Origin of the sequence: Pseudomonas sp. B2M1-30 (assembly GCF_025447575.1) — a bacterium.
Lineage (GTDB): Bacteria > Pseudomonadota > Gammaproteobacteria > Pseudomonadales > Pseudomonadaceae > Aquipseudomonas > Aquipseudomonas botevensis.
This window is the reverse complement of record NZ_JAOEJT010000013.1, coordinates 162,819-188,342: the sequence shown is the minus strand read 5'-3', so window position 1 is coordinate 188,342 and position 25,524 is coordinate 162,819. Positions and strand designations below refer to the sequence as shown.

Genomic DNA, 25,524 nt, shown 5'->3' with positions numbered 1-25,524 from the left:
CATCAGTGAGAGTTATTCATGAACCTGTTTCAGCTCCGCGCCTTCGACGCCGTGGCCCGGGAGGGCAGCTTCACTCGCGCTGCCGCACGGCTGTTCATCAGCCAGCCGGCGGTCACCGGGCACATCAAGGCACTGGAGGAGCACTACCAGATCACCTTGCTGCGGCGCACGGCACGACGGGTGGAACTGACCGAGGAAGGCACCCGACTGGCGGCGATCACCCGGGCGATGTTCGGTCTGGCGGAGGAGGCGCAGGTGCTGCTCGAAGCCAATCGGCAGTTGCTCACAGGGCGCCTGGAAATCGCGGCGGACGGCCCGCACATGGTCATGCCGATGCTCGCCAGCCTGCGGGCGCGTTATCCGGGGATCACCGTGAACCTGTGTCTGGGCAACGCTCAGGAAACCCTGGCCGCGCTGCTCTCTGAACACGCCGACGTGGCGGTGCTGACCGAAGTCGAACCGCGCAGGGGCCTGCATCTGCAACCGCTGAGCGAATCGCGGATCTGCGCGCTGGTGCCAGCGGGGCATCCGTGGGCGTTGCGCGGTGGTGAGGTCAAGCTCAAGGCGCTGGACCAAGTGATCATGGTTTTACGTGAGCCGAGCTCGATTACCCGACGCACGTTCGATCAGGCCTGCGCGCAAGCTTCGGTCAGTCCGCGGGTGTTGCTGGAACTGGACAGCCGTGAGGCGGTGACCGAAGCGGTGGCGGCGCAGTTGGGTGTTGGTGTGGTGTCGTCGGCTGAGGTCAGCCATGACCCGCGAGTGGTGGCGATTCCGATTGTCGGAGAAGGGCTGCTCAACCGGCACATGATCGGTTGCCTGGAGCGGCGGCGGGAGTTGCGGTTGATTCAGGCGTTCCTGGGGCTGGTGCCGGTCGTGCCCGCCCAAGGCCCCGGTAAACACGCGCCGGATCAAGGCCCCGTGTGATGACGCAACCAGTCGAGCAGCAGGCTGCTGTCCTGTTCCGGCCGGGTGTTGCGTGGTGACCGGGTCTGTCGGGTATCCAGGCACAGGATCGGCCGGTCCGGGTCGCTGTCGAGAAAACTGATCCACACTTCGCTGCCGGCGCGGGGCAATGCTTCCTGGGGAATGCACCCGCCGGCATGGGTCATGGCGATCGGCAGATACAGCGGTTCGTCCTCTTCGCCAGCGGCGTGCGATGGCCATAAACGCACGGCGATGCGCCCCTGATCGTCCCGTTTCGCGGGATGGCCCGGCACACCGAGCACTTGCGCCAGGTGATACCCCGGGATGTTCGGACGTGGCTGTTTCAGCGGCGGGCGAAATTCGGTGGACCAGGGCAGGGCGGTGAAATCGTTGTGATAGCGGTGGCTGACCGGCGTCGGATCAAGAATCGAAGATTGCTGTCCCTGATGACGCAGTTCGGTGACGAGCCACTGTTCGTTGAAACTCGCCACCGGATGATCCGTCACTTGCAGCAGCCGCCCGCTGAGCAGGCCGGTGCAGTCACTGCGGCCCTGGACACAACGGTATTGGCAGCGCTGGCGCTCCAGGTGCCGGCGACTGCGGCGTTCGGCGTGACGCTGTTCCGGCGACAGCGCGGCGGGCATGGCGCCGGGGTCTGTCACGGGGTGATTGGCGGCCAGTTGCTCACTGGCCTGCCGGCCGCGATTGCGCACACCGGCCAGGGCGTGCGGGTGAACCGCGTCGTGGCGCTGAAACAGGCTGTTGACCGCAGGCGTCGGCGCTTCGGTTTCGCTGTTGAAGGCGATCAACAGCGGCTGCTGCGGCAGGTGCATGTTGTCATCGGCAAACACCACGACATGGCCGTCGATGCGGTGTTCGAAATGGTAGTGAATGCCTTCTTCCTCACACAATCGCTGGAGGAACGCCAGGTCGCTTTCGTCGTACTGGATGCAGAAGGCCCGCACCGGGTAGTGGCCGAGATTCGTTTTCAACAGATAACTGTCGGTGGGCAGATGATGTTCAGCGAGCAGCCGCTGCAGAATCTGCGGCACGCTGAGTTGCACGAACACCCGCCGTCGCGGTGAGCCATCAAGGGTTTGCAGATGAGGCACCAGCAGCAGCCGATAGCTGAGCCGATGCGAGGCGCGATGTTCGCAACTGGCACTGTGGATGATGCCGTGAATGCCTTGTCCATCGTCCAGGCGCAGATATGCGCTCTGGTGCAGCAACCTGCCCGGCGCCAGGGCCGGGGCGAGACCCATCACTTCAATCTCGAAACGGAAAGGCTGGTTGAGCGCTTCCTGACCGCTGAAGCGCAGAACTGGAAGGCATAACCCGCCAGCGGTGAGGGTCAGGGTAAACGGACTTTCCTTGTCGTTGAGCATCGCACGGGCTCTGTCAGGCAATACGGACGACAGAGGGTACGAAAACCCAGCGCTGAATGGTCATGGCAAAGGTGCTTTTCAGAAACACCCTACAAACTTTGGTGAATATGTCGATTCGGCGAAGGAATTTTTGGTCGATTGCCGGGTTTAGGGCGTATAAACTTGCCGGCACGCGTCGGCCAATAGATGTCTCGGCGCCACAGATCAAGAGAGTGAGTAATGGGCGCACAGTGGAAGGTTAAACACAAAGAAGCGGCAGCCAACGCCAAGGGCAAGATCTTCGGCAAACTGGTGAAGGAAATCACCATCGCTGCCCGCAACGGTGCCGATACCGCCACCAACGCACACCTGCGTCTGGTGGTCGAACAGGCCAAGAAAGCTTCGATGCCCAAGGAAACCCTGGATCGCGCGATCAAGAAAGGCGCGGGCCTGCTGGGCGAAACCGTGCAATACCATCGCGTGACTTACGAAGGTTTTGCCCCGCATCAGGTGCCGCTGATCGTCGAGTGCCTCACCGACAACATCAACCGCACCGTGGCGGAAATCCGCGTGGCATTCCGCAAGGGCCAACTGGGTGCTTCCGGCTCCGTTGCCTGGGATTTCAACCATGTCGGCATGATCGAAGCCTCGCCGGACACCCCGGACGCCGATCCGGAAATGGCCGCGATCGAAGCCGGCGCCCAGGACTTCGAACCGGGTGAAGAAGAGGGCGCAACCCTGTTCCTGACCGACCCGGCCGACCTTGACGCCGTGCAGAAAGCCCTGCCGGAGCAAGGTTTCACCGTGCTGTCGGCCAAACTGGGCTATCAGCCGAAAAACCCGGTCAGCGGTTTGAGCGACGAGCAGATGGCTGAAGTCGAAGCCTTCCTCGAAGGCCTGGACAACCATGACGACGTGCAGGACATGTTTGTCGGCCTGGCGGGTTGATCCGACGCTGAACTGACCTGCGGCGAGCGAGCCTGCTCTCTCGCCGCAGGGTAGGCTGCGGTTACAGGCTTCTCAGCTCCCGCACCACCTCACTGAACCCCGGCCGCGCCAGCACATCCGGCTGACAGCAGCGCCGCTCCAGATCTTCCAGCACTTTACGTCGCTCATCGCTCAGTCCCGAGTCGATGCGTTCGAGCAATTCTCCCAGCAAGATCCCGAAGGCGCGTACTTCGATGCGTTGCAGCGCCTGGGTTTCCAGGTTGTCGGTCGTGGCATGGAACGACGCGGCGCCAAAATCCCCCAGAAGGCAATCGCCCCGCTCGTTCAACAGAATGTTGTGACCGTACAGATCGCCGTGCGTGATGCCTTGCTGGTGCAGGTGTTCGGCGACCGAAGCGATGCCCCGGGCGATGCGCAACGCCACCTCGGCACTGAAGCGGCAATCGTCGGCATAAACATCCCGTGAACAGGACGCCAGGCTCGGCAGCGCCGCGAGGTTGCGATAGCTCGGATCGATCAGTTGCATCACCAGCCCCTGCTGGCCTTCCGGGTGATCGCCGATGCGTCCTTCGACGCGGATCAGATTCGGGTGCAAGCCGGCGGTGATGCAGGCGTTCATCTCGTGCAGCGGCGAGCCGTCGCTGGTCATTTCACCCTTGTAGAGCTTGACCGCCACCGGCGTGTCCGGTTGCCCGTTGCGTTGCCAGGTTGCCCGGGAAATCACCCCGGAAGCGCCTTCGCCCAGCCGTTGTTCCAGACGCAGCGCCGACCAGTCGATGTGCGCGGTGCCTTCGAGCGCGGCAGCGTCGGCCTCGGTTTCCAGCGGATTGCCGGCGTAGGCCAGCCACGTCAGGCTCGGCAGCGTCAGCAGCCATTGCGGCAGTTCGCTCAAGCGGTTGGCGGCGATGCGGATCAGCTCCAGCCGATGGCAATGGCTCAGGGAGGGTGGGAGTGATTGCAGGCGATTGCCCGCCAGCATGAGCTTTTGCAGGTACGGACGTTCGCCCAGTTCCGTCGGCAGGTTTTCGATGCGGTTGTCGGTCAGGATCAGCCAGCGCAGCAGCGGCGGCAAAGCAGCGCCGGGCACCTCAGAGATCCGGTTGGCCTTGAAACCGATCATCGTCAGCGCCTGGCACTGGCCCAGGCACGCCGGCAACTCGGTGAAGTCGTTGTCGGAGCAGAACAGCACCCGCAGCCGGGTCAGGCGATGCAGGTCATCCGGCAGGCTGCTCAAGGCGTTGCCGCTCAGGTTGAGCACTTCCAGGGTATCGGCCAGGTCGAAAATCTGCGCTGGAAACTCGGTCAGTCCTTCGGCCAGATCCAGTCGGGTAATGCCCGACAGTTCGCCGGCGCGCAATTGAGCAAGGGTGTGCATGAGCGGGTTCGCTTTCAGATGGGAAGGGCGAGGGATGCCCGAAATGGGCGACATGATACAGGTTCGGTCAGCTTTCTGACTCACTGCAACCGGGCTTGAACGAGAGCGCTCAGGCGCGCTCATGCACTTCCTGCAGCTGCCCCAGCCGGCTGCGGGTGCGGGCCAGGTCGATGGCGCTGCCGCCGAGGCTTTCGCTCAACGGCAGGTCGCCGAGCAGCGTCAGGTGCTTGTCCTGGTCGTACAGCACGTCGATCAGGTTGATGAAGCGTTGCTGTGCGGCGATCGAGCATTCGCCCAGCTGCGGCAAGTCATCGATGATCCAGCGGTCGAAACGCCGGCACAGCTCCAGGTAATCCATCACCGCCGTGGGCTGCTCGCACAGGTCGTTGAAGGTGAACGCGACACGGCGTCCTTCACACAGACGCGCCTGGAGGTGCCGGCTGCCCACCGGCAGCGCCAGGGCTGGCGTGTCGCGCGGCGGCAGTTCGAGCCGTTGGCGTTGTGCGGGCGAGGCTGGCCATACGTAATGGCCCTGGGTGAACAGCTGATGAGCATGGTTGCGCGCCTGGCTGCGGTAATCGTGGGAGCCACCGACCTCCATGACCTGCATCCGCGCATGGATCAGGTCGATCACCGGTTTGAACCGGGCGTGATACAGCGGATTGGGCAACAGGCCTTCGGGCGGGTAGTTGGAGGTCACCAGCAGCAGAATGCCGCGCTTGAACAGGGCCTTGAACAGGCGGGTGATGAGCATTGCATCGCCGATGTCATGCACATGAAACTCGTCGAAACACAGCACCCGACAATCTTGCAGCAACTCGTCCAGTGTCGCGCCGAGGGCGTCGTCCTGCTGGCGATGGCTGAACATGCCCTGATGCAACCGGGCGAAGAACTGATGAAAGTGCAGGCGCTGTTTCTGTTCGATCGGCAGGGCCTGGAAGAAGCCATCGAGCAGCCAGCTCTTGCCGCGTCCGACGGCCCCGTACAGGTACAGGCTCGGTGGCGTTTGCGGATGAGTTGCGAACAGCAGGCTGGTTTGCTGGGCCATGCAATCGATGACCCGCAACTGACTGTGGCTGAGGGTATAGCCCTGACCGTGGGCCTTGTGCCGGAAGAAATCCCGCATCGCCTGGGCGGCGGCGCCGTTCCCCGATGTGCCGGGCGAACCTTTGCCGAACAGTCGGCGCAACAACGACCAGCGTTGGGTCGGAGGCGAGTGTTTGGGCGGTCGGGCGGGCACTTGTGGGGTCACTCCGTGTTCGTCAGGGCCGGCTCCCCGAGCGCGGCGACGTAGTGTAACCAGATGGATAGTTTTCCTTCCACCGTGGTTCGGCGACTGCATGGGAGGATTCAACAACATTGTGGGGTACGTACAGGTTTTGTCAGCGACGTGATTCCGCGTGTTGCCAATCTTTCGAAACATATCCCGGCAGATACATGGATCCAATCGACTGGCGGAATCGTCGACCGTTGCTAGTCTGAAACGCAGTAACGACAGCAAAACGATTCCTCACAAGGAGTGGGGCAGTGAAGGCAAGAGCGGTTCTGGGGCTGCTGACAGTGCTTGTCGTGCCCGTCCATGCTGCGGATTTGCAGGTGGAGGTGCGGGTCGACGTGCAACGCGGCTGCCAGTTGATCGGCCAGCAGCGGGAAGCGGGCATTGAGCAACTGGGCGTGCTCGATTTTGGCAGCACGGCGCGCCTTGACGATCCGGCCGGGCCGCTCGGCGCGGCGCTGACCAACCAGCGCCTGCCGCGTCTGGAGTGCAATCCGGACACGCCGTACCAGATGCGCGTCGACGGCGGCCTGCATGGCGGAGTGGGCGAGGTGCGCTACATGGCCGGTCAGGCGGGCAGCCAGCCGATTCCTTATCGGTTGTACCAGGACGCGGCGCGGCGGGTTCCGTTGGTAGTGGATGTGCCGGTCAGTGGCCGGGTGCCGGACAGCGGCACCGTGGAGCTGCCGTTGTACGCGCGGATCGAGCGGCTGGCCGAGGTGCCTCGGGTCAGCCGCTATTCGGACCTGGTCAAGGTGACGGTCACCTGGTGATCGCAGCGGTTTTTATCGGCCACCCGATGGATGTGGGTGGCGCAAGGGAGGGCACTCGCGGTTGTACGCAATCTGCCGGGTGAGCTGAGGGAGTAAGGACGCAATGACGGGCAGACATTGGCTGGTAATCGCCGCAAGCACGCTGCTGTTGCTCACCGAAGACGCCCAAGCGGCGGTCAGCGGGCAGATCCTTGCGCGGTTGACGCTGATTGCTGGCTGCGAAGTGACCAACTCCTCCAGCCCCGCCAGCCCGGTGGGTGATCTCGGCAAACTCGATTTCGGCCAGCAAGGCCCGACCTGGAACGCGCCGATCAAGGCCAGCCTCGACAACGATGCCAACAGCCGGCTCAACGTCGCCTGCAACCCGTCGGTGACCGGTTTCACCGTGACCATCGACGGCGGCACCCATGGAGACGGCACCACCCGCCGCTTGAGCAACGGGCGCCAGACGCTCCCCTATCAACTGTTCCTCGATGCCTCTGGCAGCCAGAGCTACCGCATCGGCCAGCAACACAATTTCGCTGTTACCAGCGGCGCGCAGATACCCATTCCGGTATTTGGCACGGTGGTGGCGAATACCCGCGCAGTACCGGCCGGTGTCTATACCGACACCCTGACGGTGACGCTCGATTGGTAAACCGCAAAGGAAGGACACCATGCACAAGATTGCCTCAAGGATCGGTTTGTCACTGCTCGGCCTGACGCTGGTTTCCAGCGTGAATGCCGCCACCACCGTCACCGGCCAGATCACCTCCAGCCTGATCCTGACCAGCAGTTGCCAGGTCAATGGCTCCGGCGGCTCTACGGGGCTGAACTTCGGTGCCTTGAACTTCGGCACCGCCAACAGCCTGTTCACCACCGCCAGCGGGCAAGTGCTGGGTGGCGGCGGCGGGGCGCTGTCGATCCTCTGTTCCGCCGGCACCACGCCGACGGTCAAGGTGCGTGCCGGTGCCCATGACGGACAGTCGGCGGGCGGCACCCGGGCGTTGTACGACGGCGTCGCCAATTACGTGCCGTACGACTTGTACACCGATGCCGGCCACTCGCAGTTGCTGGCGATCGACGGGGTGATCAGCCTCGCCGCCAGCACCGGGGTGGCGCAGACCGTGAACCTTTACGGTCAGGCGGTGGGCAAGGCCGGGCTGCCGGCGGGGACTTACACCGACACCATCTCTGTCGAACTGACGTTCTAGTGCCGTGGGCCGGCATGGCTTTACCGCGCTGCTGATGCTGTGCGCGGCCGGTTTGCCGTTGCCGCTGGCGGCGGTGACCAGCCAGAGTTTTCAGGTCAGCGCCACGATCACGCCGGGCTGCCTGGTGGTGGGTGGGGTCTCGAACTATGGCGGGCTGAATTTCGGCTCGCGTTCGGCCCTGTCCACCAGCACGGTGCAGGTGGCGCTCACCGGTGGCGTGCAACTGCAATGCACGCCGGGGGTGACGCTGAACATGACTGTCGATGGCGGCCAGTACAACAACGGCGGGCGGCGCATGCAGCTCACCACTGGCAGCGCGCAGGTGGCTTATGCGCTGTTTCGTGACGCCGCGTACAGCCAGAGCCTGGGGATAGGCCAGAGTGTGGCGGTGGCCTACAGCGATGCCAACAACATCAGCCTGCCGATCTACGGTCAGGTGCAATTGCCGGGCAATCAGCCTGGGGGGACGTACAGCGACGTGTTGCAGGTGCAACTGTCGTGGTGAGGCGAGGCTTGAATTGCCGACAAGGAGCAGGTTCATGGGGTCATTCACGACACGGCAATCACTCGTGCGGTGCGCGATGCTGGGGTTGGTCATGTGCGGGGCGGGCAAGGTTCAGGCCGCCAGTTCGGTGTTGATCTGGCCGATCGACCCGGTGCTGGAAGCCGATCAGCAGGCCAGTGCGTTGTGGCTGGAAAATCGCGGCAACGAAACCGCCAACCTGCAGATCCGCGTGTTCGGCTGGACGCAGAACGGTTTCGAGGAGCAGTACCGCAACCAGCGCGAGGTGATCGGCAGCCCGCCGGTGGCGAAGATCGAGCCTGGGCAGAAACAACTGGTGCGCCTGACCCGAACCAGGGAAGTGCCGCCGGGGCAGGAGCTGGCCTACCGCATCATCATCGATGAAATCCCCTCGGCCCAGGCCCCCGCCGCTGCGGACGGCAAGACCGCTGCCGCCATTCGCTTCCAGATGCGCTATTCGGTCCCGTTGTTCGCCTACGGAGCGGGGTTGTGGAGCAAGGAAGACAGCACGCGCCAGCGTGATCCCAAGGGTGTCGGCCTGCCGCAACTGAGCTGGCGCACGGTCACGGTGGACGGTCGGCCTTATGTGGAAGTGCGCAATCAGGGGGCGGTGCATGCGCGGTTGACCGATGTCGCGATCAAACAGTCCGGTCAGGACAAACCGCTGGCCGAAGGGTTGCTGGGCTACGTACTGCCGGGCGCGGTGATGCGCTGGCCCGCGCCGGGGCCGCTGGCGGGGCAGCCAGCGTTGCAAGGGCGGATCAATGGCGCGGCGCAAGTGCAGAGCATCGCGCCGGCGCGCTGACGTCGCCGCAGATTTTGTTGAGTGGTTGAAAGCGGTATCAGGAGGATTCAGTCCATTGACGGACGTGACACGCTAATGAGTCCGGGATGGGCTCGCCGTATTCAGCGTCCGTTGTGGCTCATGACCGGCGCGTGCTGCCTGGTGTTCGTTGATCCAGCCGGGGCCGGCGAACTGCCGCCGCCCCCCAGCGGCATGGAGGCCGTGAGTGATGCACAGTTGTTTCTCGAACTGGTGGTCAACCAGATGAATACCGGGCGGGTGGTGGCGGTCGAGCAGCGCGGCGGCCGATTGTTTCTGCCGGCCAGCGTATTGCATGACACCGGCATGAAGCTGCCCGATACGGTGGGCGCCGAAGTCGATCTTGACAGCCTGCCGGGTCTGCACAGCGATTACGACAGCGTCGGTCAGCGGTTGCTGCTCGATGTGCCGGCGGACTGGTTGCCGGAGCAATTCATCGGCAACCGCCAGGCCTACCCGCGTACCCAGGCGTTGAGCAGTTTCGGCGCGTTGTTCAACTACGACCTGTACCTCAACGACACCGATGATGCCGGCAGCTATCTGGCGGCGTGGAACGAAGTGCGGGTGTTCGACAGTTGGGGCACGTTGTCCAACACCGGGCAGTACCGCCGCACATTGTCGGAAGATGCGGTCAGCACCCTGAACAACGGTTATCTGCGCTACGACACCACCTGGCGCTACTCCGATGACGAGCGGATGCTGACTTACGAGGCGGGCGACGTGATCAGCGGTGCGTTGCCCTGGAGTAACTCGGTGCGTTTGGGCGGTGTGCAGTTTTCCCGGGATTTCGCCGTGCGTCCGGATCTGGTGACCTATCCACTGCCGCAGTTCGCCGGGGAAGCGGCGGTGCCCTCGTCGGTGGATCTGTTTATCAACGGCTACAAGTCCAGCAGCGCCGAATTGCAACCGGGGCCGTACACCCTGACCAATATTCCATTCATCAACGGTGCCGGTGAGGCGGTGGTGGTGACCACCGACGCGCTGGGTCGGCAGGTGTCGACCACCGTGCCGTTCTACGTCACCAGCAACTTGCTGCAAAAAGGCCTGAGCGATTTCTCGGTAGCCGCCGGTACGCTGCGCCGCGATTACGGCTTGAAGGGTTTCAGTTATGGGCCGGGGGTGTCCTCGGGCAGCCTGCGCTACGGCGTGAGTGACAGCTTCACCTTCGAAAGCCACGCCGAAGCTGCCGACTCGCTGGCGCTGGCTGGTTTCGGCGGCAATCTGCGGCTGGGCAATTTCGGCGTGCTCAACAGTGCGCTCAGCCAGAGCCGGTTCGAGGGTGAGGCCGGCCAGCAACTGAGTCTCGGCTATCAATACACCACTCAACGCTACAGCTTTTCCTGGCAACGGCTGCAGCGCCGTGACCAGTACGCCGATCTGACCGTGGTCGACACCCCTTACGTCAGCCTCAGCCGTCGCAGTGAGCAAGCGACCCTGAGCCTCAATCTGGAGCGCTGGGGCAGCCTCGGTGCCGGGTACTTCGATATCCGCGCGGCCGACAATACCCGCACGCGGCTGCTTAACCTGAGCTGGAGTAAACCGCTGTGGCGCAACAGCAGTTTCTACCTGTCGGCCAATCGGGAAATCGGCGACAGCAACTGGGCGGTGCAGGCGCAACTGGTGATCCCGTTCGATCTGCGCGGCAGCCTGGCGATCAGCAGCGAGCGGAGCAAGACCGGGCAATCGCAACAACGGGTCAATTACAGCCGCGCGGTGCCGAGCGAGGGCGGGGTGGGTTTCAACCTCGGTTATGCCAAGGGCGATGGCGCCGATTACCGCCAGGCCGATGTGACCTGGCGCCTGCAGTCGGTGCAGTTGCAGGCTGGTGTCTACGGCACCTCGGAGGCCGAAACCCGCTGGGCCGATGCCAGCGGTTCGCTGGTGTGGATGGATCGCCAGATGTTCGCCGCCAACCGCATCGACGATGCCTTTGTGGTGGTCAGCACCGACGGCTACGCGGACATTCCGGTGCGCTACGAAAATCAGCAGGTCGGCCAGACCGATCGCAACGGCCACCTGCTGGTGCCGTGGAGCAGCGCCTACTATCGAGGCAAATACGAGATCGATCCGTTGAACCTGCCGGCCAATGTGCGCAGCCCGAATGTCGAGCAGCGGATCGCCGTGCGCCGTGGTAGCGGTTATCTGCTGGAGTTTCCCCTGAGCCGGGTGATTGCCGCGAGCATCGTGCTGGTGGATGGGCAGCAGCGTGAGTTGCCGCTCGGCAGCGCGGTGCTGCATGAGGAAAGTGGTACGCACACGGTGGTCGGCTGGGACGGCCTGGTCTATCTGGAAAACCTGCAGGCGCAGAACTCGTTGCGCGTGACCCTGGCGGATGGCACGACCTGCCAGGCCCGGTTTGCTGTCGATCTGCAGCAGGACCAGGTGCCGCTGATCGGGCCGTTGGTGTGCCAATGATCGGTGCGCGCGTTTTCGTGTTGCTGGCGCTGTGCTGGTCGGGAGCGGCGCAGGCATTGTGTTCGGTGGTCACCACCACGCCGGCCGCGTTCGGCACCATCAGTTCGATTGCGGTGCGTACCACGTCGCAGCCCAGCTCCACGCTCAACGGTGGTTTGAGTTGTACGGGGTCGCTGCTGTCGCTGCTGACCAGCAACGATCATTTCTGGGCCACGGTGACATCGACCCAAAGCGGCCTGCTCGGGCCGACCGGGGATGTCATCGGCTACACGATTTATGCGAACAACAGTACCAGCTACCCGCTGACCCGTGGCACCGCTTATGACTTCGCTCGCAACGGCATCATCGACGCCCTGGGACTGCTGGGCGGCACGGTGCCGAGAACCGTGCCGCTGTACTTCGGCACCACGCTTGGCAGCAACGTTGCGGCGGGGGTGTACAGCGAGACCCTGAGCATTTTCTGGAACTGGAACTACTGCTCCGGAATCGGCATCGGCGGGATTTGCCTGGGGCGCGACATCGCCAGCGGCACCACCACGCTGACGGTCAACCTGACGGTGTCCAACGACTGCACCATCACCGCGCCAAACATCGCGTTCGGCAGCGCGCCGGTGGTCAGCGCCTTCACGGCGGTCACCGGGCAGACCATCAACCTGGCTTGCACCAAGGGCAGCGTGTACACCGTGGGCCTGAGCGACGGGCAGAATCCCCTGAGTGTCGGAGGTCGGCGGCAGATGATCTCCGGCAGCAATTATCTGGCGTACGACATCTTCAAGAGCGCCGGCACCACGCGCTGGGGCAGCGTCGGCGCCGCACGCCGGGCCAGCACCGATGCCGAGGTCAATCCGGGTAACGGCCTGGGCACCGGCAGTCAGATCTTCAATTACAACGCGAAGATCTACACCGACCAGACCACACCGCCAGCGGGGACCTACCTGGACAATGTGGTGCTGGATGTGGGGTTTTGATTCCCACAAGGGATACCGCTGGAGACTCAGAACTGCAGCGATTGCCTGAGCTGCTGCGCAGCCGGCGTGTTCACCGGGCTGACCACCGCATAGTTGTAGCCGCCGCCCGACCAATAATCGGCCTGCAACTCTCCGTCGCTGCGGCTGCCTCGGGGCAGAAAGGTGTTTTTCGGTCCTGGCGGGCGCACGTAGAAGCTGACTTTGTGTCCACCGCGATCCTCGTACGTGACCATCGCCGCCGGGCCTTCATCGGTGCTGAGCAGGCGGCCGCTGATCGGCTGGAACCCCGCAGCGGTCAGGTCCGGCAAGCGACTGGCGCGGGTGAAGTAACGATCCAGCCAATGTTGCATGCCCTCCTTGCTGTCGACCGTGTAGTCCGCCGGTAACAGGCCTTGCTGAGCGATCAGGCGATAGGCCTGCAAGGCGTCGGTCATGGGGGCCATCGAGCGCATGAAGGTCATCTGCCGCGCTTGCCAGCCGCTGACGCCGCCAATGCTCACCGCAATCAGCAGCATCGCGGCGCTGGCCAGATGTCGGCGTGACTGACGTTTGAGGCGCTGGCGGATCACGGCGGGGTCAAGATCGGGATTGGCCGGTTGCTGCAAGGCACCGCCAAGTGCCGCGCGCAGTTGCTGGGCATCCTGCTGCCAGGCGCGCACCCGGGCGGCTTCGTCCGGGTGGCTGGCCAGCCAGTTGTCCAGCAGACGCCGGTCGGTATCGTTGAGTTGGTGGTCGACGTAAGCGTGCAGGTCACGCTCGCTGGGAGGCATGCTGATCATTTGAGTATCCGCAAAGAAGGGCTGCTGATTTCGCCGTCGCTGAGCTGGCGCAAGGCCTGGCGGGCGCGGGACAGGCGCGACATCACGGTGCCGGTGGGGACGTCGAGAATCTCGGCGACCTCCTTATAGGTCAGGCCTTCCACCGAGACCATGAGCAGCAGGGCGCGCTGTTCGGTGGGCAGGCGGTCGAAGGCTTGCAGGGTCGAGCGGGCGATCACCGTGCGTTCGACCGAGGGTTCGGTGTCTTCGCGGCCGGTGAAGAATTCGAGCATCCGCGCGTAGCGGCGAGAGCGCCGATGGGCATCGACGAACTGGCGATACAGGATCGAGAACAGCCAGGCGCGCAGGTCACCCTCGGCGCGTTTATCGCCCCAGCTCGACAGGGCTCGCTCCAGGCTGGCCTGCACCAGATCGTCCGCGCTGCTGCCGTTGCGGGTCAACGACAGCGCGAAGCGGCGCAATCTGGGAATGATTTCTCTCAGTTGTTCGTCGATTTCGCTCATGAAATTCCGCTAGTCACTACGCTGTGGACTAGGAAGACGCCCGGCAACCGAGGTTATTCCACGTTCGGAAAAATAAATACCGGGCCGTGGAATAAATCCGATTGGCGCACGTCTTGCTGATTCTTCCTACTTGTGGCCGATGGCCCTGGAGTCGTTCATGGTTGATCGAACCTCACCGTCCGGCGGGCCGCAGCGCCCGCCATTGAGCGCCGCGAGCGTGGTGTTGCGTCTGGGCGGCATCGCCGTGGTGGTCGCCGCGCTCGCCGGCGCTTTTGCCTACGTTCACGGCACGCTTGACCCACAGCGTCTGACCCCCAAGGCGCTGGTCGATGTGATGGAAAAGAACAACGGCGTGCATCCCGGATTTCGTCGCAATCACGCCAAGGGTGTCTGCGTGATCGGGCATTTCGAGAGCAGCGGTGAGGCGCGGGTGTATTCCACTGCGCAAGTGTTCAACGACCCACGGACCCCGGTGGTCGGACGCTTTGCGCTGCCGGCCGGCAATCCTTATGCGCCGGACAGCGCCGTGCCGATCCGCAGCCTGGCGCTGCGTTTCACTCAGGCCAACGGTCAGCAGTGGCGCACCGGGATGAACAGCATGCCGGTGTTCCCGGTGGGCACGCCTGAGGCGTTCTATCAGTTGCAACAGGCACAGTCCCCGGATCCTGCCACCGGCAAACCGGACCCGAGCAAAGTGCCGGCGTTTTTTGCCTCGCACCCGGAAGCCGTGCCATTCCTGACGTGGGTGAAAACCGCCAAACCATCGGCCAGTTATGCGACTGAAACCTATAACGGCATCAACGCGTTTTATCTGGTGGATGCCAGTGGGAAGAAGCAAGCGGTGCGCTGGAGTGTGACCCCGTTGGCCCAGGACGCAGCAGGCGCCACCGCGCCTGAGGGCAGCGATTTTCTGGAGAAGGATCTGGTGCAACGGCTGGCCGCCGCGCCGCTGCGCTTCCAGTTGAACATCACCCTGGCCAACGCCGATGATCCGGTCAATGACGCGAGCAAGACCTGGCCCGCCGGGCGCAAGGTGCTGAATGCCGGCACTCTGGTGCTGGAGAAAACCCAGCCGCAACTCAGCGGCGAGTGCCGTGACGTCAACTACGATCCGCTGGTGCTGCCGGCCGGTATCCAGGGTTCCGACGACCCATTGCTCGCGGCGCGTTCCGCCGCTTACGCCAGTTCCTACCTGCGCCGCACCAGCGAAGTCAGCCAGTTGCCCGCCACCCGACAGGAGGCTCGCCCATGAGCATTCGACCGACGCATTTCAATCCGCTGGCGCGCCTGCTGCACTGGCTGATGGCAATCATGATCATCGCCATGCTGTTCATCGGAGCCGGCATGGTCGCCTCGGTGTCGCAGCGGCATGAATGGCTGATCAACCTGCACAAGCCGCTGGGCATTGCGATTCTGTTGTTGGCGATCGTCCGTGTGGCGGTGCGCCTTGCTACCCGCCAACCACCGTTGCCGGAGGATCTGCCGGGCTGGCAAGCCATGGCGGCCAAGGCCTCCCATCTCTTGTTGTATGCGTTGATGCTGGTATTGCCGCTGCTGGGTTGGGCGATGATCAGCGCGGCCGGGGATCCGGTGATGCTCGGCAGTTCGTTGCAGTTGCCTTCGATCGTGCCAGCGGATGCCCAGGTGTTCGCGCTGTTGCGCAAGGCCCACGGGTATCTGGCGTATCTGCTGTTCCTGACGGTGCTGTTGCACCTGGCGGCGGCGCTGTTCCATGGCTGGATACGTCGCGACGAGGTGCTCGACAGCATGCTGCGCGGACGGGATCGCGGCTGATGGCCTAGGTGGCGCGGGAGCATGCTTCCTCGCCACCGGTGGCTCGGGTGGCCAGCGTTCGCCACCAGTAGAGCAGCGCGATGACATTGATGCCGGCGCCGAGCAGGCACACGCCGAGCCATCCGGCCCAGGCATACACGGCGGTCGAGCCGATCGAACCCAAGGCACTGCCGATCGAGTAGAACAGCATGTAGCCGGCCGTCAGTCGGCTCTGCGCTTGCGGGCGTACGCTGTAGATCATGCTCTGGCTGCTGACGTGTACCGCCTGCAGCCCGAGATCCAGGGTGATTACCCCCAGCAGCAACGCCCACAACGAGGACTGGGTGAGGGCGATCGGCAGCCAGGAAACGAGCATCAACAGCAGCGACAGGCCGCTGACCCATTGTCCCCATCCACGATCCGCCAGATGCCCGGCTCGCGCGGCGGCGAGTGCGCCTGCCGCACCGGCAAGGCCGAACAGACCGATCTCGCTGTGACTCAGCGACAGTGGCGGGGCGGCCAGCGGCAGCACCATCGGCGTCCACAGCACCATGGCGCTGGCGAAGGTCAGCAGGGCCAGAATCGCCCGCTGCCGCAGCACCGGCTCCTCCTTGAACAAACTGAATACCGAGGCGATCAACGCGACATAGGTCGTGGCCGATTGCGGGGCTTCATTCTTGGGCAGTACGCGCCACAACAGCAGTGCCATCATCAGGGTCAAACCCGCCGACAGCAGATAGATCGAACGCCAGCCGGCCAGATCCGCCATGCTGCCAGCAACCGTGCGCGCAAGCAAAATACCGACGACGATGCCGCTGGTGATCACGCCCACCACGCGTCCGTGTTCTGCGGTGGCCGCAAGGGTCGCGGCGTAGGCCACCAGCACTTGGGTGACGACCGCGAGCAGGCCGGTCAGGGTCATGCCGAGCAGCAGCCACGCGCCGCTCGATGCCAGCGCGATCATCAACAAAGCCGCCGCCGACAGCAGGGTTTGCGTGACGATCAGCCGGCGACGGTTGAGCAGATCACCGAGGGGCACCAGCAAGACCAGGCCGACGCCGTATCCGAGCTGGGTCAGGGTGATGACGATGCCGATGGTCGCGGGTGACAGGGCGAAGGCTTCGGCCATGGCATCGAGCAGCGGTTGGGCGTAATACACGTTGCCCACCGCCAGGCCGCCGGCAATGGCGAACAGCAGCACCACGCCGCTGCCGAGTGTTTGAGGTTTCATGTCCCGACTCCGTTTCAGGTTTCAAATTAAAACTGGAATGACGGTAGATAATCTGGTTTCTATTTGCAACCTCTTTGCCTGAAAGCAAAAGATCGCAGAAGAGGCTGCGATCTTTCTGGTGACGACGGAGCAGGGGATCAGCGCAGGGTGTCGACCATGTCGGCGATGGTGGTCAGCACGTCTTTGCCCAGTTGTTTGGAGCGTTTACCCGACCAGCCGGTCAGCGGGTTCGGTGCGTCGTCGTGATCCTTGAACGGCATTTCCAGGGTCAGCGACAGGCAGTCGAATTTCTCGCCGACGCTGTTGCAGGCCAGTGTCATGTTGGCCTGGCCCGGCTCGTCGCGGGTGTAGCCGTACTTGGTCTGGAAGTCCTTGGTGGTGTGCTTGAGGTGGCTGCGGAAGTGTTCTTCGAGCTTCTCGATGCGCGGGGTATAGCCAGGATTGCCTTCGCAACCGGCGGTGAATACGTGAGGGATTTCTTCGTCGCCGTGGGCATCGATGAACAGGTCGACACCGTACTTTTCCATCTGCTGCTGGACGAACAGCACTTCCGGGCTGATCTCCTGGCTGGCGTTCTGCCAGGCGCGGTTCAAGTCCTGGCCCATGGCGTTGGTACGCAGATGACCGTGGAACGCGCCGTCCGGGTTCATGTTCGGCACCAGATACAGATCGGCGCTGGCCAGCAGTTTGTTCAGGACCGGATCGTCGTGGTGCTCCAGGCGTTCGATCACGCCCTCCATGAACCACTCGGCCATGTGCTCGCCGGGATGTTGCTGGGCGATGATCCAGATCTTGCGCCGACCCTCGGCACCGCTGCCTTTGCGCAGCAGCTGGATGTCACGGCCTTCGACGCTCTTGCCGGTGGCCAGCAACTCGGTGCCGGCCTTGGTCAGCGCCTGCTGGATCAGCCAGTCATGGCGGCCACGGCTGTAGGGTTCGAAATAGGCGAACCAGGCGTGGGTCTGCTCGGCTTCGAGGCAGAAGCGCAGGCTGTCGCCTTCGAATTGGGTTGGAATGCGGAACCAGTTGACGTGGTCGTAGGAAGCGACCGCCTGATAGCCGGTCCAGGCTTTGTTGTAAGAGGATTGGCTGGCGTTGACCAGGCGAAACCAGTGTTCCTGATGGACGTGCAGACCGCTGGCCTTGAAGTGGAACCACTGGAAATGGCCGCTACGGGTATCCGGACGGATCGCCAGAACCGGGTTGAGCGGATTGCTGATATCGATGACTTGGATGTTGCCGCTGTCGAAATTGGCGCTGATGTCGAACGAGGATTTGGCCACGGTCATAATCGGTTCCTGAATATGATTTTTATGGCGGCTACTTTACACGCAAGACAGGGGTGAAACCGAGGGAAATTGCGGGTTGTGGCGGGGGCGTCGTCCATGACGCGAATGCAGCTTAGTGACTGTGCGATTGATTCTCAAGTGCTAAATGGCATTACTTTGCCCCAATGCCGCCGGGGTCCGCTTGCCAAGCGATATTCTTTTGATATTATCCGCGCCATCGAATTTGCAGCGCCCAAAGACTTCATTAGCCTGAAGCTATAAAGCCAGAAAACTGGCAAAAAAAAGACCCGGCAAAAAGCCGGGTCAAAAACCGTGATTAGCCTGATGAGGAGATAGTCCAGAAGACCGACCTAAGGTCTCTGGTCCATCGACTGATCTCGCGACCAGCTGCATGCAATAATAATCATTATCATTTGCAAGTCAAATGTTTTTATCTGCGCGATTGGAAAATTCTTTCCCGTCCGTCCGAACGCGTTCTCAGCGTTCACCGCGATCCAGTGCGTGATCAACCATCGCTCGCGCCATATCCACCATATGCACCGCTGAAAATGCCAGGTCCCGATTGACACCCTGGAGGCTGTCCGCCGCCTTGAATGCCGTGGCTGCCGCGCAGCGCAACAGGTCGGAGGCGTGCACCAGGGATTCCTCATTGCTCAGGTGGCGATTGACGCCGAAGAAACGTTCTTCGGGTTTCGGTTCCGACACAGTCGGTTTCAAGTAGTAGTCCAGTGCTCGCTGAGCGGCCGCGTTGCCTTGTGGCGAGTTGAACGTGGTGTCGGTGTCCAGGTCGGGCAGGTCTTTGCTGCTGATGTTCATGGTGAAAAGGCACTCCTTTGGGCGATTCAAATCCGTTCGCCTAGGATATTACCCTGGGTATTTGTGACCAGAATTTAAATACTACAATATGTGTTTTGCTGGCCGGGAACGGGCACGTATGGTGCCGCACATGGATAAATGGATTGAATTGGTCAAGGCCAAAATGAGTGAACTCAAAGTCACTCAAGTCGAACTCGGCGAGCGCGTCGGCATGTCTCAGGGTGGCATTGGCCACTGGCTGAACAAACGTCGCGAGCCCGGTGTCACGGAAATGAACCGGGTGCTCAAGGCGCTGGGTATGGAGTTTCTTGAGGTCGCGATGGTGATTCGCGAACCGCAAATCGATGCCCACGACGAAATGCCGTTGGCGCAGAAGTACAACCCATACTTCCGCTACCCGGTCAGTGACTGGAACGCTCCGGTGGAGGCCCGTGAAAGCGCCCCCGAGTACTCAGGCGCAAAGGACAAGCGCCGTTTCGAACTGACGGATTACCACGCCCGTGGCCCGGCGTTCTGGCTGACGGTGATGGGTAACTCGATGACCGCGCCCACCGGCCAGAGCATTGCCGAAGGCATGCTGATTCTGGTGGATCCGGCGCTGGAAGCGGAGCCCGGCAAACTGGTGATCGTTCAGTGGCAGGACAGCGATGAGGCGATTTTTCGCAAATTGGTCGAAGAGGGCGGCCAGCGTTACCTGGTGCCGCTCAATCCGACCTGGCCCAAAGCGCTGTTCACCGACGAGTGCCGAATCATCGGCGTCGTGGTTCTCGCGACGGCTAGGTTCTAGTCGGATCGATCCTCTCTCCCTGTAGGATCGATCCGCTTTTCAAGCTTCCTGCAACTCGACCAAGGCACTGCCTTCGCTGACCATTTCGCCTTCCTGGCAATACAGCGCCTTGATCACTCCCGCCTGTGGCGCACGGATGCTGTGCTCCATCTTCATGGCTTCCAGCACCACCAGTTGCGCCCCGGCTTCAACCGATTGCCCGGCCTCCACCAGTACCCGCACGATGCTGCCGTTCATTGGCGCCGTCAGCCCGCCCTGATGGCTGTGACTGGCCTCGACGGCGCTGATCGGATCGTAGGTTTCGACGCGCCGCAATTCACCGTCCCATTGCAGGTACAGAGCATCGCTGCGACGGATCGCGCGCAACCGACGGCGCAAGCCGTCCTGCTCGATCAGCAGTTGCTCGCCAGTCCATTTCGCGTTGCCGCCAGCGCCGAGGGTGACCGCCCGATCCTGGCCTTCGCAGCTCAAATGCAAGGTGGTTTCGCTCGGCAGGCCGGCACGCAGACCGCTGTTCAAAGCCCATGGCGAAGCCGGATCATCTGCTCGGCTAGCGCCCGGCAGACTCTGCGCAAAGGCCTGCGCCGCCGCGTTCCAGAACTCATCGCCAAGCGCCGTGGCCGTCGGCAGCAATTGCTCCTGATAGCGAGGAATGAACCCGGTATCCAGTTGCGCCTCGGCAAATGCTGGGTTAGCGATGATGCGCCGCAGAAAGTTGATGTTGGTCTTCAATCCGCCAATCGCGAACTCATCGAGCATGCTCAACAGGCGCAGCCGCGCTTGTTCACGATCGGCGCCCCAGGCAATCAACTTGCCGAGCATCGGGTCATAGAACGGCGAAATCTCGTCGCCTTCCTCGACCCCGCTGTCCACCCGACGCCCCGGTCCTTCATGGGATTCGCGGTACAGATCGAGACGTCCGGTGGCTGGCAGGAAATCATTCGCCGGATCTTCCGCGTACAACCGAACCTCGATGGCATGCCCGTTCAGCGGCACCTGATCCTGGCTGATCGGTAGCGCTTCGCCCCGCGCCACGCGGATCTGCCAGGCTACCAGATCCAGCCCGGTGATGGCTTCGGTGACCGGATGTTCGACCTGCAGGCGGGTGTTCATCTCCATGAAGAAGAACTCACCGCGAGCATCCAGCAGGAACTCCACCGTGCCGGCACCGACGTAGCCGATGGCCTGTGCTGAACGCACTGCCGCTTCACCCATTGCTCGCCGCAACTCGGGGCTGAGGCCCGGTGCCGGGGCTTCTTCGACGACTTTCTGGTGCCGGCGCTGGATTGAGCAGTCGCGCTCGTTGAGGTACAGGCAATTGCCGTGTTGATCGGCGAACACCTGGATTTCCACATGGCGCGGCTTGATCAGGTATTTCTCCACCAGCATCCGCGAGTCGCCGAACGATGACTGCGCTTCACGCTGGGCCGAGGCGAGGGCTTCGGCCAGTTGGCTGACGTCCTCAACCACTTTCATGCCTTTGCCGCCGCCCCCGGCGGTCGCCTTGAGCAGTACCGGATAACCGATGCGTTCGCAGGCTTCGCGGAAGGTGTCCAGGTCCTGCGCTTCGCCGTGATAGCCCGGCACCAGCGGCACGCCAGCGGTTTCCATCAGGGCCTTGGCGGCGGATTTGCTGCCCATGGCATCGATGGCGGAGGCGGGCGGGCCAAGGAAAATCAGGCCGGCGGCTTCAATGGCGCGGGCGAACCCGGCGTTTTCCGAGAGGAAGCCATAACCCGGATGGATCGCTTGGGCACCACTGGCCTTGGCGGCCGCGATCAATTTATCGATTTGCAGGTAGCTTTCGGCGGCTTTGCTGCCGCCCAGATCGACGCGAATGTCCGCTTCACGGCTGTGTCGCGCCTCGCGGTCGGTGGCGCTGTGGACGGCGACGGTGGTCAGGCCCTGGGCCTTGGCGGTGCGCATGACCCGGCAGGCGATTTCGCCACGGTTGGCCACCAGCAGGGTGGTGAGAACAGGTGCGCTCATCAACGCGACTCCTTGGTGGTTGTGGCTTGCCAGTTCGGCGGGCGTTTTTGCAGAAAGGCGCGCAGACCTTCCTGACCTTCGGGACTGACGCGGATCCGTGCGATGGCGTTTTCGGTGTAGCGGCGCAGCGCCGGGGTCAGCGCGCCGTTGCCGACTTCACGCAGCAAATCCTTGCTGGCCCGCATGGCGGCGGGGCTGTTGAGCAGCAGGTTGTCGATCCACTGTTCGACTTTCTGTTCCAGTTCGATGGCCGGATAGCTCTCGGACAGCAGACCGATGTCCTGCGCCCGTTGTCCGCCGAAACGCTCGGCGGTCAGGGCGTAACGGCGGGCGGCGCGTTCGCCGATGGCTTGCACCACGAACGGACTGATCACCGCCGGTGCCAGACCGATGCGCACTTCGGACAGGCAGAACTGCGCGTCATCGGCACCAATCGCCATGTCGCAGCAACTGATCAAACCCAGTGCGCCACCAAACGCCGCGCCTTGCACCACGGCCAGGGTCGGGATTTTCAGTTTGGCGAGGTTGTACATCAGCTCCGCCAGTTCCCGGGCGTCGTCGAGGTTGGTGTGGTAATCGAGCTCGGCCGATTGCTGCATCCACGCCAGGTCCGCGCCGGCACTGAAGTGCTTGCCGCGCCCGCGCACCAGCAGAAAACGGAGGCTGGCGTCGCTGGCAACTTTATCGAGGGCGAGGATCAGTTCGCGGATCATCTCGGCGTTGAATGCGTTGTTCTTTTCTTCGCGGCTGAGCCAAAGGGTGGCGAAACCCCGTGGGTCGCTCTGCAGTTCGAGGGTGTTGAAGTCGCTCATGAGATTCTCCCGATCACATCCGGAACACGCCGAAGCGGCTCGGTTCGACAGGCGCGTTCAGCGACGCGGACAGGGCCAGGGCCAGCACATCGCGGGTCTGCGCCGGATCGATGACGCCGTCGTCCCACAGCCGTGCGCTGGAGTAGTAGGGGTGACCCTGCTCTTCGTACTGGTCGAGAATCGGTTGCTTGATCTCGGCTTCCTGCTCGGCGCTGAACGGGTGGCCACTGCGTTCGGCCTGCTCGCGCTTGACCTGGACCAGCACGCCAGCCGCCTGCTCGGCACCCATCACGCCGATCCGTGCGTTCGGCCACATCCACAGGAAGCGCGGATCGTAGGCCCGTCCGCACATGCCGTAGTTACCGGCGCCGAAGCTGCCGCCGATGATCACGGTGAATTTCGGCACCTTGGCGCAGGCCACGGCGGTCACCAGTTTCGCGCCATGTTTGGCGATGCCGCCGGCCTCGTATTTCTGGCCGACCATGAAACCGGTGATGTTCTGCAGGAACAGCAGCGGAATGCCGCGCTGGCAGGCCAGTTCGATGAAGTGCGCGCCTTTTTGCGCGGCTTCGGCGAACAGGATGCCGTTGTTGGCGAGGATCGCGATCGGGTAGCCGTGCAAGTGGGCGAAACCGCACACCAGCGTGGTGCCGAACAGCGCCTTGAACTCATCGAACACCGAGCCATCGACCAGTCGCGCGATCACTTCTCGCACGTCGAACGGCTGCTTGGCGTCGGCGGAAACCACGCCGTACAACTCGTCGCTGTTGTACAGCGGCGCGATCGGCGTGCGTTGCTGCACGTCGCCCAGCTTGCGCCAGTTGAGGTTGGCGACGCTGCGTCGGGCCAGCGCGAGGGCGTGTTCGTCGCTCTCGGCGTAGTGGTCGGCGACCCCGGAAATCTTGCAATGCACATCGGCCCCGCCGAGGTCTTCGGCGCTGACCACTTCACCGGTTGCGGCTTTCACCAGCGGCGGGCCGGCGAGGAAAATCGTCGCCTGCTGCCGGACCATGATCGCTTCGTCCGCCATCGCCGGCACGTATGCGCCGCCAGCGGTGCAGGAACCCATGACCACGGCGATCTGCGGAATGCCCATGGCGCTCATGTTGGCCTGGTTGAAGAAGATCCGCCCGAAGTGCTCGCGATCCGGGAACACCTCATCCTGGCGCGGCAGGTTGGCGCCGCCCGAATCCACCAGATAAATGCACGGCAGGCGGTTCTGCTGGGCGATGGTCTGGGCACGCAGGTGTTTTTTCACGGTCAGCGGATAGTACGAGCCACCTTTCACCGTCGCATCGTTGGCGACGATCATGCACTCGACGCCTTCCACGCGACCGATCCCGGCAATCACGCCAGCCGCCGGGACGTCCTCGCCATACACCGCGTGGGCCGCCAACTGGCTGATTTCGAGGAACGGCGAGCCCGGGTCGAGCAAGCGGTTGATGCGCTCGCGCGGCAGCAGTTTGCCCCGCGAGGTGTGCCGTTCCTGGGCTTTCGCGCCACCACCCTGAGCCACTTGGGCGAGCAGGGTGTGCAGGGCGTCGACCTGTTTGAGCATCGCGGCGCTGTTGGCGGCGAACTCCGCTGATCGCGGGTTGAGCTGGGTATGCAGGATAGCCATGGACAGCTCCGTTTAGCGGGTTTCGTTGAACAGTTCGCGACCGATCAGCATGCGACGGATCTCACTGGTGCCGGCACCGATTTCGTACAGCTTGGCGTCACGCAGCAGGCGACCGGTGGGGAATTCGTTGATGTAGCCGTTGCCACCCAGGATCTGGATCGCATCCAGGGCCATTTGCGTGGCGCGTTCGGCGGTGTAGAGGATCACCCCGGCGGCGTCCTTGCGTGTGGTTTCGTTGCGCTCGCAAGCCTGGGCCACCGCGTACAGGTAGGCGCGGCTGGCGTTGAGCTGGGTGTACATGTCGGCGACCTTGCCCTGGATCAGCTGGAACTCACCGATGCTCTGGCCGAACTGCTTGCGGTCGTGGATGTACGGCACGATCACGTCCATGCACGCCTGCATGATCCCGGTCGGGCCGCCGGACAGCACGACGCGTTCGTAGTCGAGGCCGCTCATCAGGACTTTCACGCCACCATTGAGCACGCCGAGAATGTTTTCTTCCGGCACTTCGACGTCATCGAAAAACAGCTCGCAGGTATTGGAGCCGCGCATGCCGAGCTTGTCGAATTTGTTGCTGCGGCTGAAGCCTTTCCAGTCACGTTCGACGATGAAGGCGGTGATGCCGTGCGGGCCTTTTTCCAGGTCGGTCTTGGCGTAGATCACGTAGGTGTTGGCGTCCGGGCCGTTGGTGATCCAGGTCTTGCTGCCGTTGAGTACGTAGCGGTCGCCGCGTTTTTCCGCGCGCAGTTTCATCGACACCACGTCGGAACCGGCGTTCGGCTCGCTCATCGCCAGGGCGCCGACATGCTCGCCACTGATCAGTTTTGGCAGGTACTTGGATTTCTGTTCGTGGTTGCCGTTACGGTTGATCTGGTTGACGCAGAGGTTGGAGTGGGCGCCGTAGGACAACGCCACCGAGGCTGAACCTCGGCTGATTTCTTCCATCGCGACCACGTGTGCCAGGTAACCCAGACCGGCGCCACCGTACTCTTCCGGAACGGTGATCCCGAGCAGGCCCATGTCACCGAATTTGCGCCACAGATCGGCGGGGAACAGGTTGTCGCGGTCGATCTGTTCAGCGCGCGGGGCGATCTGGTCGGCGACAAAGGCCTGAACCTGATCGCGCAGCATGTCGATGGTTTCACCGAGGGCAAAGTTCAGGGATGGGTAGCTCATGGGACACCTTTTGGCTTTTTTGTAGGGTGGGGAGGGCGGGGATTTGGCTCTCACCTTTACGTTAACGTAAGCCTGTGACGAATGGCTGTCAATCACCCTTTACGTTAACGTCAACTTGAGCGAGAGTAGAGCCAGTTCTGAAGGTCGGAGCTGTCATTGCTCC

Annotated in this window: 24 protein-coding genes; 12 read left to right on the top strand and 12 right to left on the bottom strand. The window is 62.9% G+C overall.

Annotated features, from left to right (window positions below):
* Window positions 1-18: 18 nt before the first annotated feature.
* Complete coding sequence (locus N8H74_RS23225; protein WP_262150589.1) at window positions 19-927, top strand: LysR substrate-binding domain-containing protein; 909 nt, start codon at window positions 19-21, stop codon at window positions 925-927.
* Here the strand turns inward: N8H74_RS23225 and tssI are convergent.
* Entirely contained in the window at window positions 912-2,312 is a 1,401-nt protein-coding gene (gene tssI / locus N8H74_RS23220) for a type VI secretion system tip protein TssI/VgrG (RefSeq protein WP_262150587.1), read from the bottom strand. The two genes, N8H74_RS23225 and tssI, sit on opposite strands and share 16 nt — an antisense overlap.
* Before the next feature lie 219 nt (window positions 2,313-2,531).
* On the opposite strand from tssI, the gene N8H74_RS23215 reads away from it, so the two are divergent.
* Window positions 2,532-3,239, top strand: coding sequence for a YebC/PmpR family DNA-binding transcriptional regulator (locus N8H74_RS23215; RefSeq protein WP_217830542.1), 708 nt, complete (start codon window positions 2,532-2,534; stop codon window positions 3,237-3,239).
* A 61-nt stretch (window positions 3,240-3,300) separates the two neighbouring features.
* Here the strand turns inward: N8H74_RS23215 and N8H74_RS23210 are convergent, their stop codons facing one another.
* Window positions 3,301-4,614: a protein kinase gene (locus N8H74_RS23210; protein WP_262150585.1), complete on the bottom strand. Its 1,314-nt coding sequence runs from the start codon at window positions 4,612-4,614 to the stop codon at window positions 3,301-3,303.
* A 109-nt stretch (window positions 4,615-4,723) separates the two neighbouring features.
* A complete protein-coding gene (gene zapE / locus N8H74_RS23205; protein WP_262150583.1) occupies window positions 4,724-5,854 on the bottom strand; it encodes a cell division protein ZapE in 1,131 nt (376 codons plus the stop codon).
* Between the two features lie 287 nt (window positions 5,855-6,141).
* Between zapE and N8H74_RS23200 the strand changes: the two genes are divergently transcribed.
* The 7 genes from N8H74_RS23200 to N8H74_RS23170 all read left to right on the top strand — a co-directional run bounded on the left by N8H74_RS23200 (window position 6,142) and on the right by N8H74_RS23170 (window position 12,585).
* Complete coding sequence (locus N8H74_RS23200; protein WP_217830539.1) at window positions 6,142-6,663, top strand: spore coat U domain-containing protein; 522 nt, start codon at window positions 6,142-6,144, stop codon at window positions 6,661-6,663.
* Window positions 6,664-6,766: 103 nt separating this feature from the next.
* A complete protein-coding gene (locus tag N8H74_RS23195) occupies window positions 6,767-7,300 on the top strand; it encodes a spore coat U domain-containing protein (RefSeq protein ID WP_262150580.1) in 534 nt (177 codons plus the stop codon).
* Between the two features lie 19 nt (window positions 7,301-7,319).
* The gene (locus N8H74_RS23190; protein WP_217830537.1) at window positions 7,320-7,856 is read left to right on the top strand and encodes a spore coat protein U domain-containing protein; all 537 of its coding nucleotides are present in this window, start codon (window positions 7,320-7,322) and stop codon (window positions 7,854-7,856) included.
* A gap of 4 nt (window positions 7,857-7,860) precedes the next feature.
* Entirely contained in the window at window positions 7,861-8,361 is a 501-nt protein-coding gene (locus N8H74_RS23185) for a spore coat U domain-containing protein (RefSeq protein WP_262150577.1), read from the top strand.
* 34 nt (window positions 8,362-8,395) lie between these two features.
* A complete protein-coding gene (locus N8H74_RS23180; RefSeq protein ID WP_217830535.1) occupies window positions 8,396-9,184 on the top strand; it encodes a molecular chaperone in 789 nt (262 codons plus the stop codon).
* A 75-nt stretch (window positions 9,185-9,259) separates the two neighbouring features.
* Window positions 9,260-11,617: a fimbria/pilus outer membrane usher protein gene (locus N8H74_RS23175; protein WP_262150575.1), complete on the top strand. Its 2,358-nt coding sequence runs from the start codon at window positions 9,260-9,262 to the stop codon at window positions 11,615-11,617.
* Complete coding sequence (locus N8H74_RS23170; RefSeq protein WP_262150573.1) at window positions 11,614-12,585, top strand: spore coat U domain-containing protein; 972 nt, start codon at window positions 11,614-11,616, stop codon at window positions 12,583-12,585. Before N8H74_RS23175 ends, N8H74_RS23170 begins: the two co-directional genes overlap by 4 nt.
* Before the next feature lie 26 nt (window positions 12,586-12,611).
* Here the strand turns inward: N8H74_RS23170 and N8H74_RS23165 are convergent, their stop codons facing one another.
* Both N8H74_RS23165 and N8H74_RS23160 read right to left on the bottom strand, forming a co-directional pair.
* Window positions 12,612-13,364, bottom strand: a complete 753-nt coding sequence (locus tag N8H74_RS23165; RefSeq protein WP_262150571.1) for an anti-sigma factor — start codon at window positions 13,362-13,364, stop codon at window positions 12,612-12,614.
* Window positions 13,361-13,867, bottom strand: coding sequence for a sigma-70 family RNA polymerase sigma factor (locus N8H74_RS23160; RefSeq protein WP_217830531.1), 507 nt, complete (start codon window positions 13,865-13,867; stop codon window positions 13,361-13,363). The genes N8H74_RS23165 and N8H74_RS23160 overlap by 4 nt, the downstream gene beginning before the upstream one ends.
* A 157-nt stretch (window positions 13,868-14,024) precedes the next feature.
* Here N8H74_RS23160 and N8H74_RS23155 point away from each other — a divergent pair, with 157 nt between their 5' ends.
* Complete coding sequence (locus N8H74_RS23155) at window positions 14,025-15,119, top strand: catalase family peroxidase (protein ID WP_262150568.1); 1,095 nt, start codon at window positions 14,025-14,027, stop codon at window positions 15,117-15,119.
* Window positions 15,116-15,661: a cytochrome b gene (locus N8H74_RS23150; protein WP_217830529.1), complete on the top strand. Its 546-nt coding sequence runs from the start codon at window positions 15,116-15,118 to the stop codon at window positions 15,659-15,661. Before N8H74_RS23155 ends, N8H74_RS23150 begins: the two co-directional genes overlap by 4 nt.
* Window positions 15,662-15,665: 4 nt before the next feature.
* Here N8H74_RS23150 and N8H74_RS23145 read toward each other — a convergent pair whose 3' ends face one another.
* The 3 genes from N8H74_RS23145 to N8H74_RS23135 form a co-directional block, all read right to left on the bottom strand.
* A complete protein-coding gene (locus N8H74_RS23145) occupies window positions 15,666-16,871 on the bottom strand; it encodes an MFS transporter (protein ID WP_262150566.1) in 1,206 nt (401 codons plus the stop codon).
* 137 nt (window positions 16,872-17,008) lie between these two features.
* Window positions 17,009-18,160 (bottom strand): M14-type cytosolic carboxypeptidase, encoded by a 1,152-nt coding sequence (locus N8H74_RS23140; protein ID WP_217830527.1) that lies wholly within the window; start codon window positions 18,158-18,160, stop codon window positions 17,009-17,011.
* Between the two features lie 477 nt (window positions 18,161-18,637).
* Window positions 18,638-18,976 (bottom strand): DUF3077 domain-containing protein, encoded by a 339-nt coding sequence (locus N8H74_RS23135; protein WP_262150563.1) that lies wholly within the window; start codon window positions 18,974-18,976, stop codon window positions 18,638-18,640.
* A 130-nt stretch (window positions 18,977-19,106) separates the two neighbouring features.
* Between N8H74_RS23135 and N8H74_RS23130 the strand changes: the two genes are divergently transcribed.
* Complete coding sequence (locus tag N8H74_RS23130) at window positions 19,107-19,763, top strand: XRE family transcriptional regulator (RefSeq protein WP_217830525.1); 657 nt, start codon at window positions 19,107-19,109, stop codon at window positions 19,761-19,763.
* A gap of 39 nt (window positions 19,764-19,802) precedes the next feature.
* Here the strand turns inward: N8H74_RS23130 and N8H74_RS23125 are convergent, their stop codons facing one another.
* Genes N8H74_RS23125 through N8H74_RS23110 form a run of 4 tightly spaced genes read right to left on the bottom strand, consistent with a single transcriptional unit; the run spans window position 19,803 to window position 25,361 of the window.
* The gene (locus N8H74_RS23125; protein ID WP_262150561.1) at window positions 19,803-21,752 is read right to left on the bottom strand and encodes an acetyl/propionyl/methylcrotonyl-CoA carboxylase subunit alpha; all 1,950 of its coding nucleotides are present in this window, start codon (window positions 21,750-21,752) and stop codon (window positions 19,803-19,805) included.
* Complete coding sequence (locus N8H74_RS23120; RefSeq protein ID WP_217830523.1) at window positions 21,752-22,564, bottom strand: gamma-carboxygeranoyl-CoA hydratase; 813 nt, start codon at window positions 22,562-22,564, stop codon at window positions 21,752-21,754. The genes N8H74_RS23125 and N8H74_RS23120 overlap by 1 nt, the downstream gene beginning before the upstream one ends.
* A gap of 13 nt (window positions 22,565-22,577) precedes the next feature.
* The gene (locus N8H74_RS23115) at window positions 22,578-24,185 is read right to left on the bottom strand and encodes a carboxyl transferase domain-containing protein (RefSeq protein WP_262150558.1); all 1,608 of its coding nucleotides are present in this window, start codon (window positions 24,183-24,185) and stop codon (window positions 22,578-22,580) included.
* Between the two features lie 12 nt (window positions 24,186-24,197).
* Window positions 24,198-25,361, bottom strand: a complete 1,164-nt coding sequence (locus N8H74_RS23110; protein WP_262150556.1) for an isovaleryl-CoA dehydrogenase — start codon at window positions 25,359-25,361, stop codon at window positions 24,198-24,200.
* Window positions 25,362-25,524: the final 163 nt, after the last annotated feature.

What these genes read in the sequence shown, in the direction of transcription:
- N8H74_RS23225 (WP_262150589.1), top strand. Translation starts at nt 19, where the DNA reads ATGAACCTGTTTCAGCTCCGCGCCTTCGACGCCGTGGCCCGGGAGGGC.
- tssI (WP_262150587.1), bottom strand. Translation starts at nt 2,312, where the DNA reads ATGCTCAACGACAAGGAAAGTCCGTTTACCCTGACCCTCACCGCTGGC.
- N8H74_RS23215 (WP_217830542.1), top strand. Translation starts at nt 2,532, where the DNA reads ATGGGCGCACAGTGGAAGGTTAAACACAAAGAAGCGGCAGCCAACGCC.
- N8H74_RS23210 (WP_262150585.1), bottom strand. Translation starts at nt 4,614, where the DNA reads ATGCACACCCTTGCTCAATTGCGCGCCGGCGAACTGTCGGGCATTACC.
- N8H74_RS23195 (WP_262150580.1), top strand. Translation starts at nt 6,767, where the DNA reads ATGACGGGCAGACATTGGCTGGTAATCGCCGCAAGCACGCTGCTGTTG.
- N8H74_RS23190 (WP_217830537.1), top strand. Translation starts at nt 7,320, where the DNA reads ATGCACAAGATTGCCTCAAGGATCGGTTTGTCACTGCTCGGCCTGACG.
- N8H74_RS23180 (WP_217830535.1), top strand. Translation starts at nt 8,396, where the DNA reads ATGGGGTCATTCACGACACGGCAATCACTCGTGCGGTGCGCGATGCTG.
- N8H74_RS23175 (WP_262150575.1), top strand. Translation starts at nt 9,260, where the DNA reads ATGAGTCCGGGATGGGCTCGCCGTATTCAGCGTCCGTTGTGGCTCATG.
- N8H74_RS23170 (WP_262150573.1), top strand. Translation starts at nt 11,614, where the DNA reads ATGATCGGTGCGCGCGTTTTCGTGTTGCTGGCGCTGTGCTGGTCGGGA.
- N8H74_RS23165 (WP_262150571.1), bottom strand. Translation starts at nt 13,364, where the DNA reads ATGATCAGCATGCCTCCCAGCGAGCGTGACCTGCACGCTTACGTCGAC.
- N8H74_RS23160 (WP_217830531.1), bottom strand. Translation starts at nt 13,867, where the DNA reads ATGAGCGAAATCGACGAACAACTGAGAGAAATCATTCCCAGATTGCGC.
- N8H74_RS23155 (WP_262150568.1), top strand. Translation starts at nt 14,025, where the DNA reads ATGGTTGATCGAACCTCACCGTCCGGCGGGCCGCAGCGCCCGCCATTG.
- N8H74_RS23150 (WP_217830529.1), top strand. Translation starts at nt 15,116, where the DNA reads ATGAGCATTCGACCGACGCATTTCAATCCGCTGGCGCGCCTGCTGCAC.
- N8H74_RS23145 (WP_262150566.1), bottom strand. Translation starts at nt 16,871, where the DNA reads ATGAAACCTCAAACACTCGGCAGCGGCGTGGTGCTGCTGTTCGCCATT.
- N8H74_RS23140 (WP_217830527.1), bottom strand. Translation starts at nt 18,160, where the DNA reads ATGACCGTGGCCAAATCCTCGTTCGACATCAGCGCCAATTTCGACAGC.
- N8H74_RS23135 (WP_262150563.1), bottom strand. Translation starts at nt 18,976, where the DNA reads ATGAACATCAGCAGCAAAGACCTGCCCGACCTGGACACCGACACCACG.
- N8H74_RS23130 (WP_217830525.1), top strand. Translation starts at nt 19,107, where the DNA reads ATGGATAAATGGATTGAATTGGTCAAGGCCAAAATGAGTGAACTCAAA.
- N8H74_RS23125 (WP_262150561.1), bottom strand. Translation starts at nt 21,752, where the DNA reads ATGAGCGCACCTGTTCTCACCACCCTGCTGGTGGCCAACCGTGGCGAA.
- N8H74_RS23120 (WP_217830523.1), bottom strand. Translation starts at nt 22,564, where the DNA reads ATGAGCGACTTCAACACCCTCGAACTGCAGAGCGACCCACGGGGTTTC.
- N8H74_RS23115 (WP_262150558.1), bottom strand. Translation starts at nt 24,185, where the DNA reads ATGGCTATCCTGCATACCCAGCTCAACCCGCGATCAGCGGAGTTCGCC.
- N8H74_RS23110 (WP_262150556.1), bottom strand. Translation starts at nt 25,361, where the DNA reads ATGAGCTACCCATCCCTGAACTTTGCCCTCGGTGAAACCATCGACATG.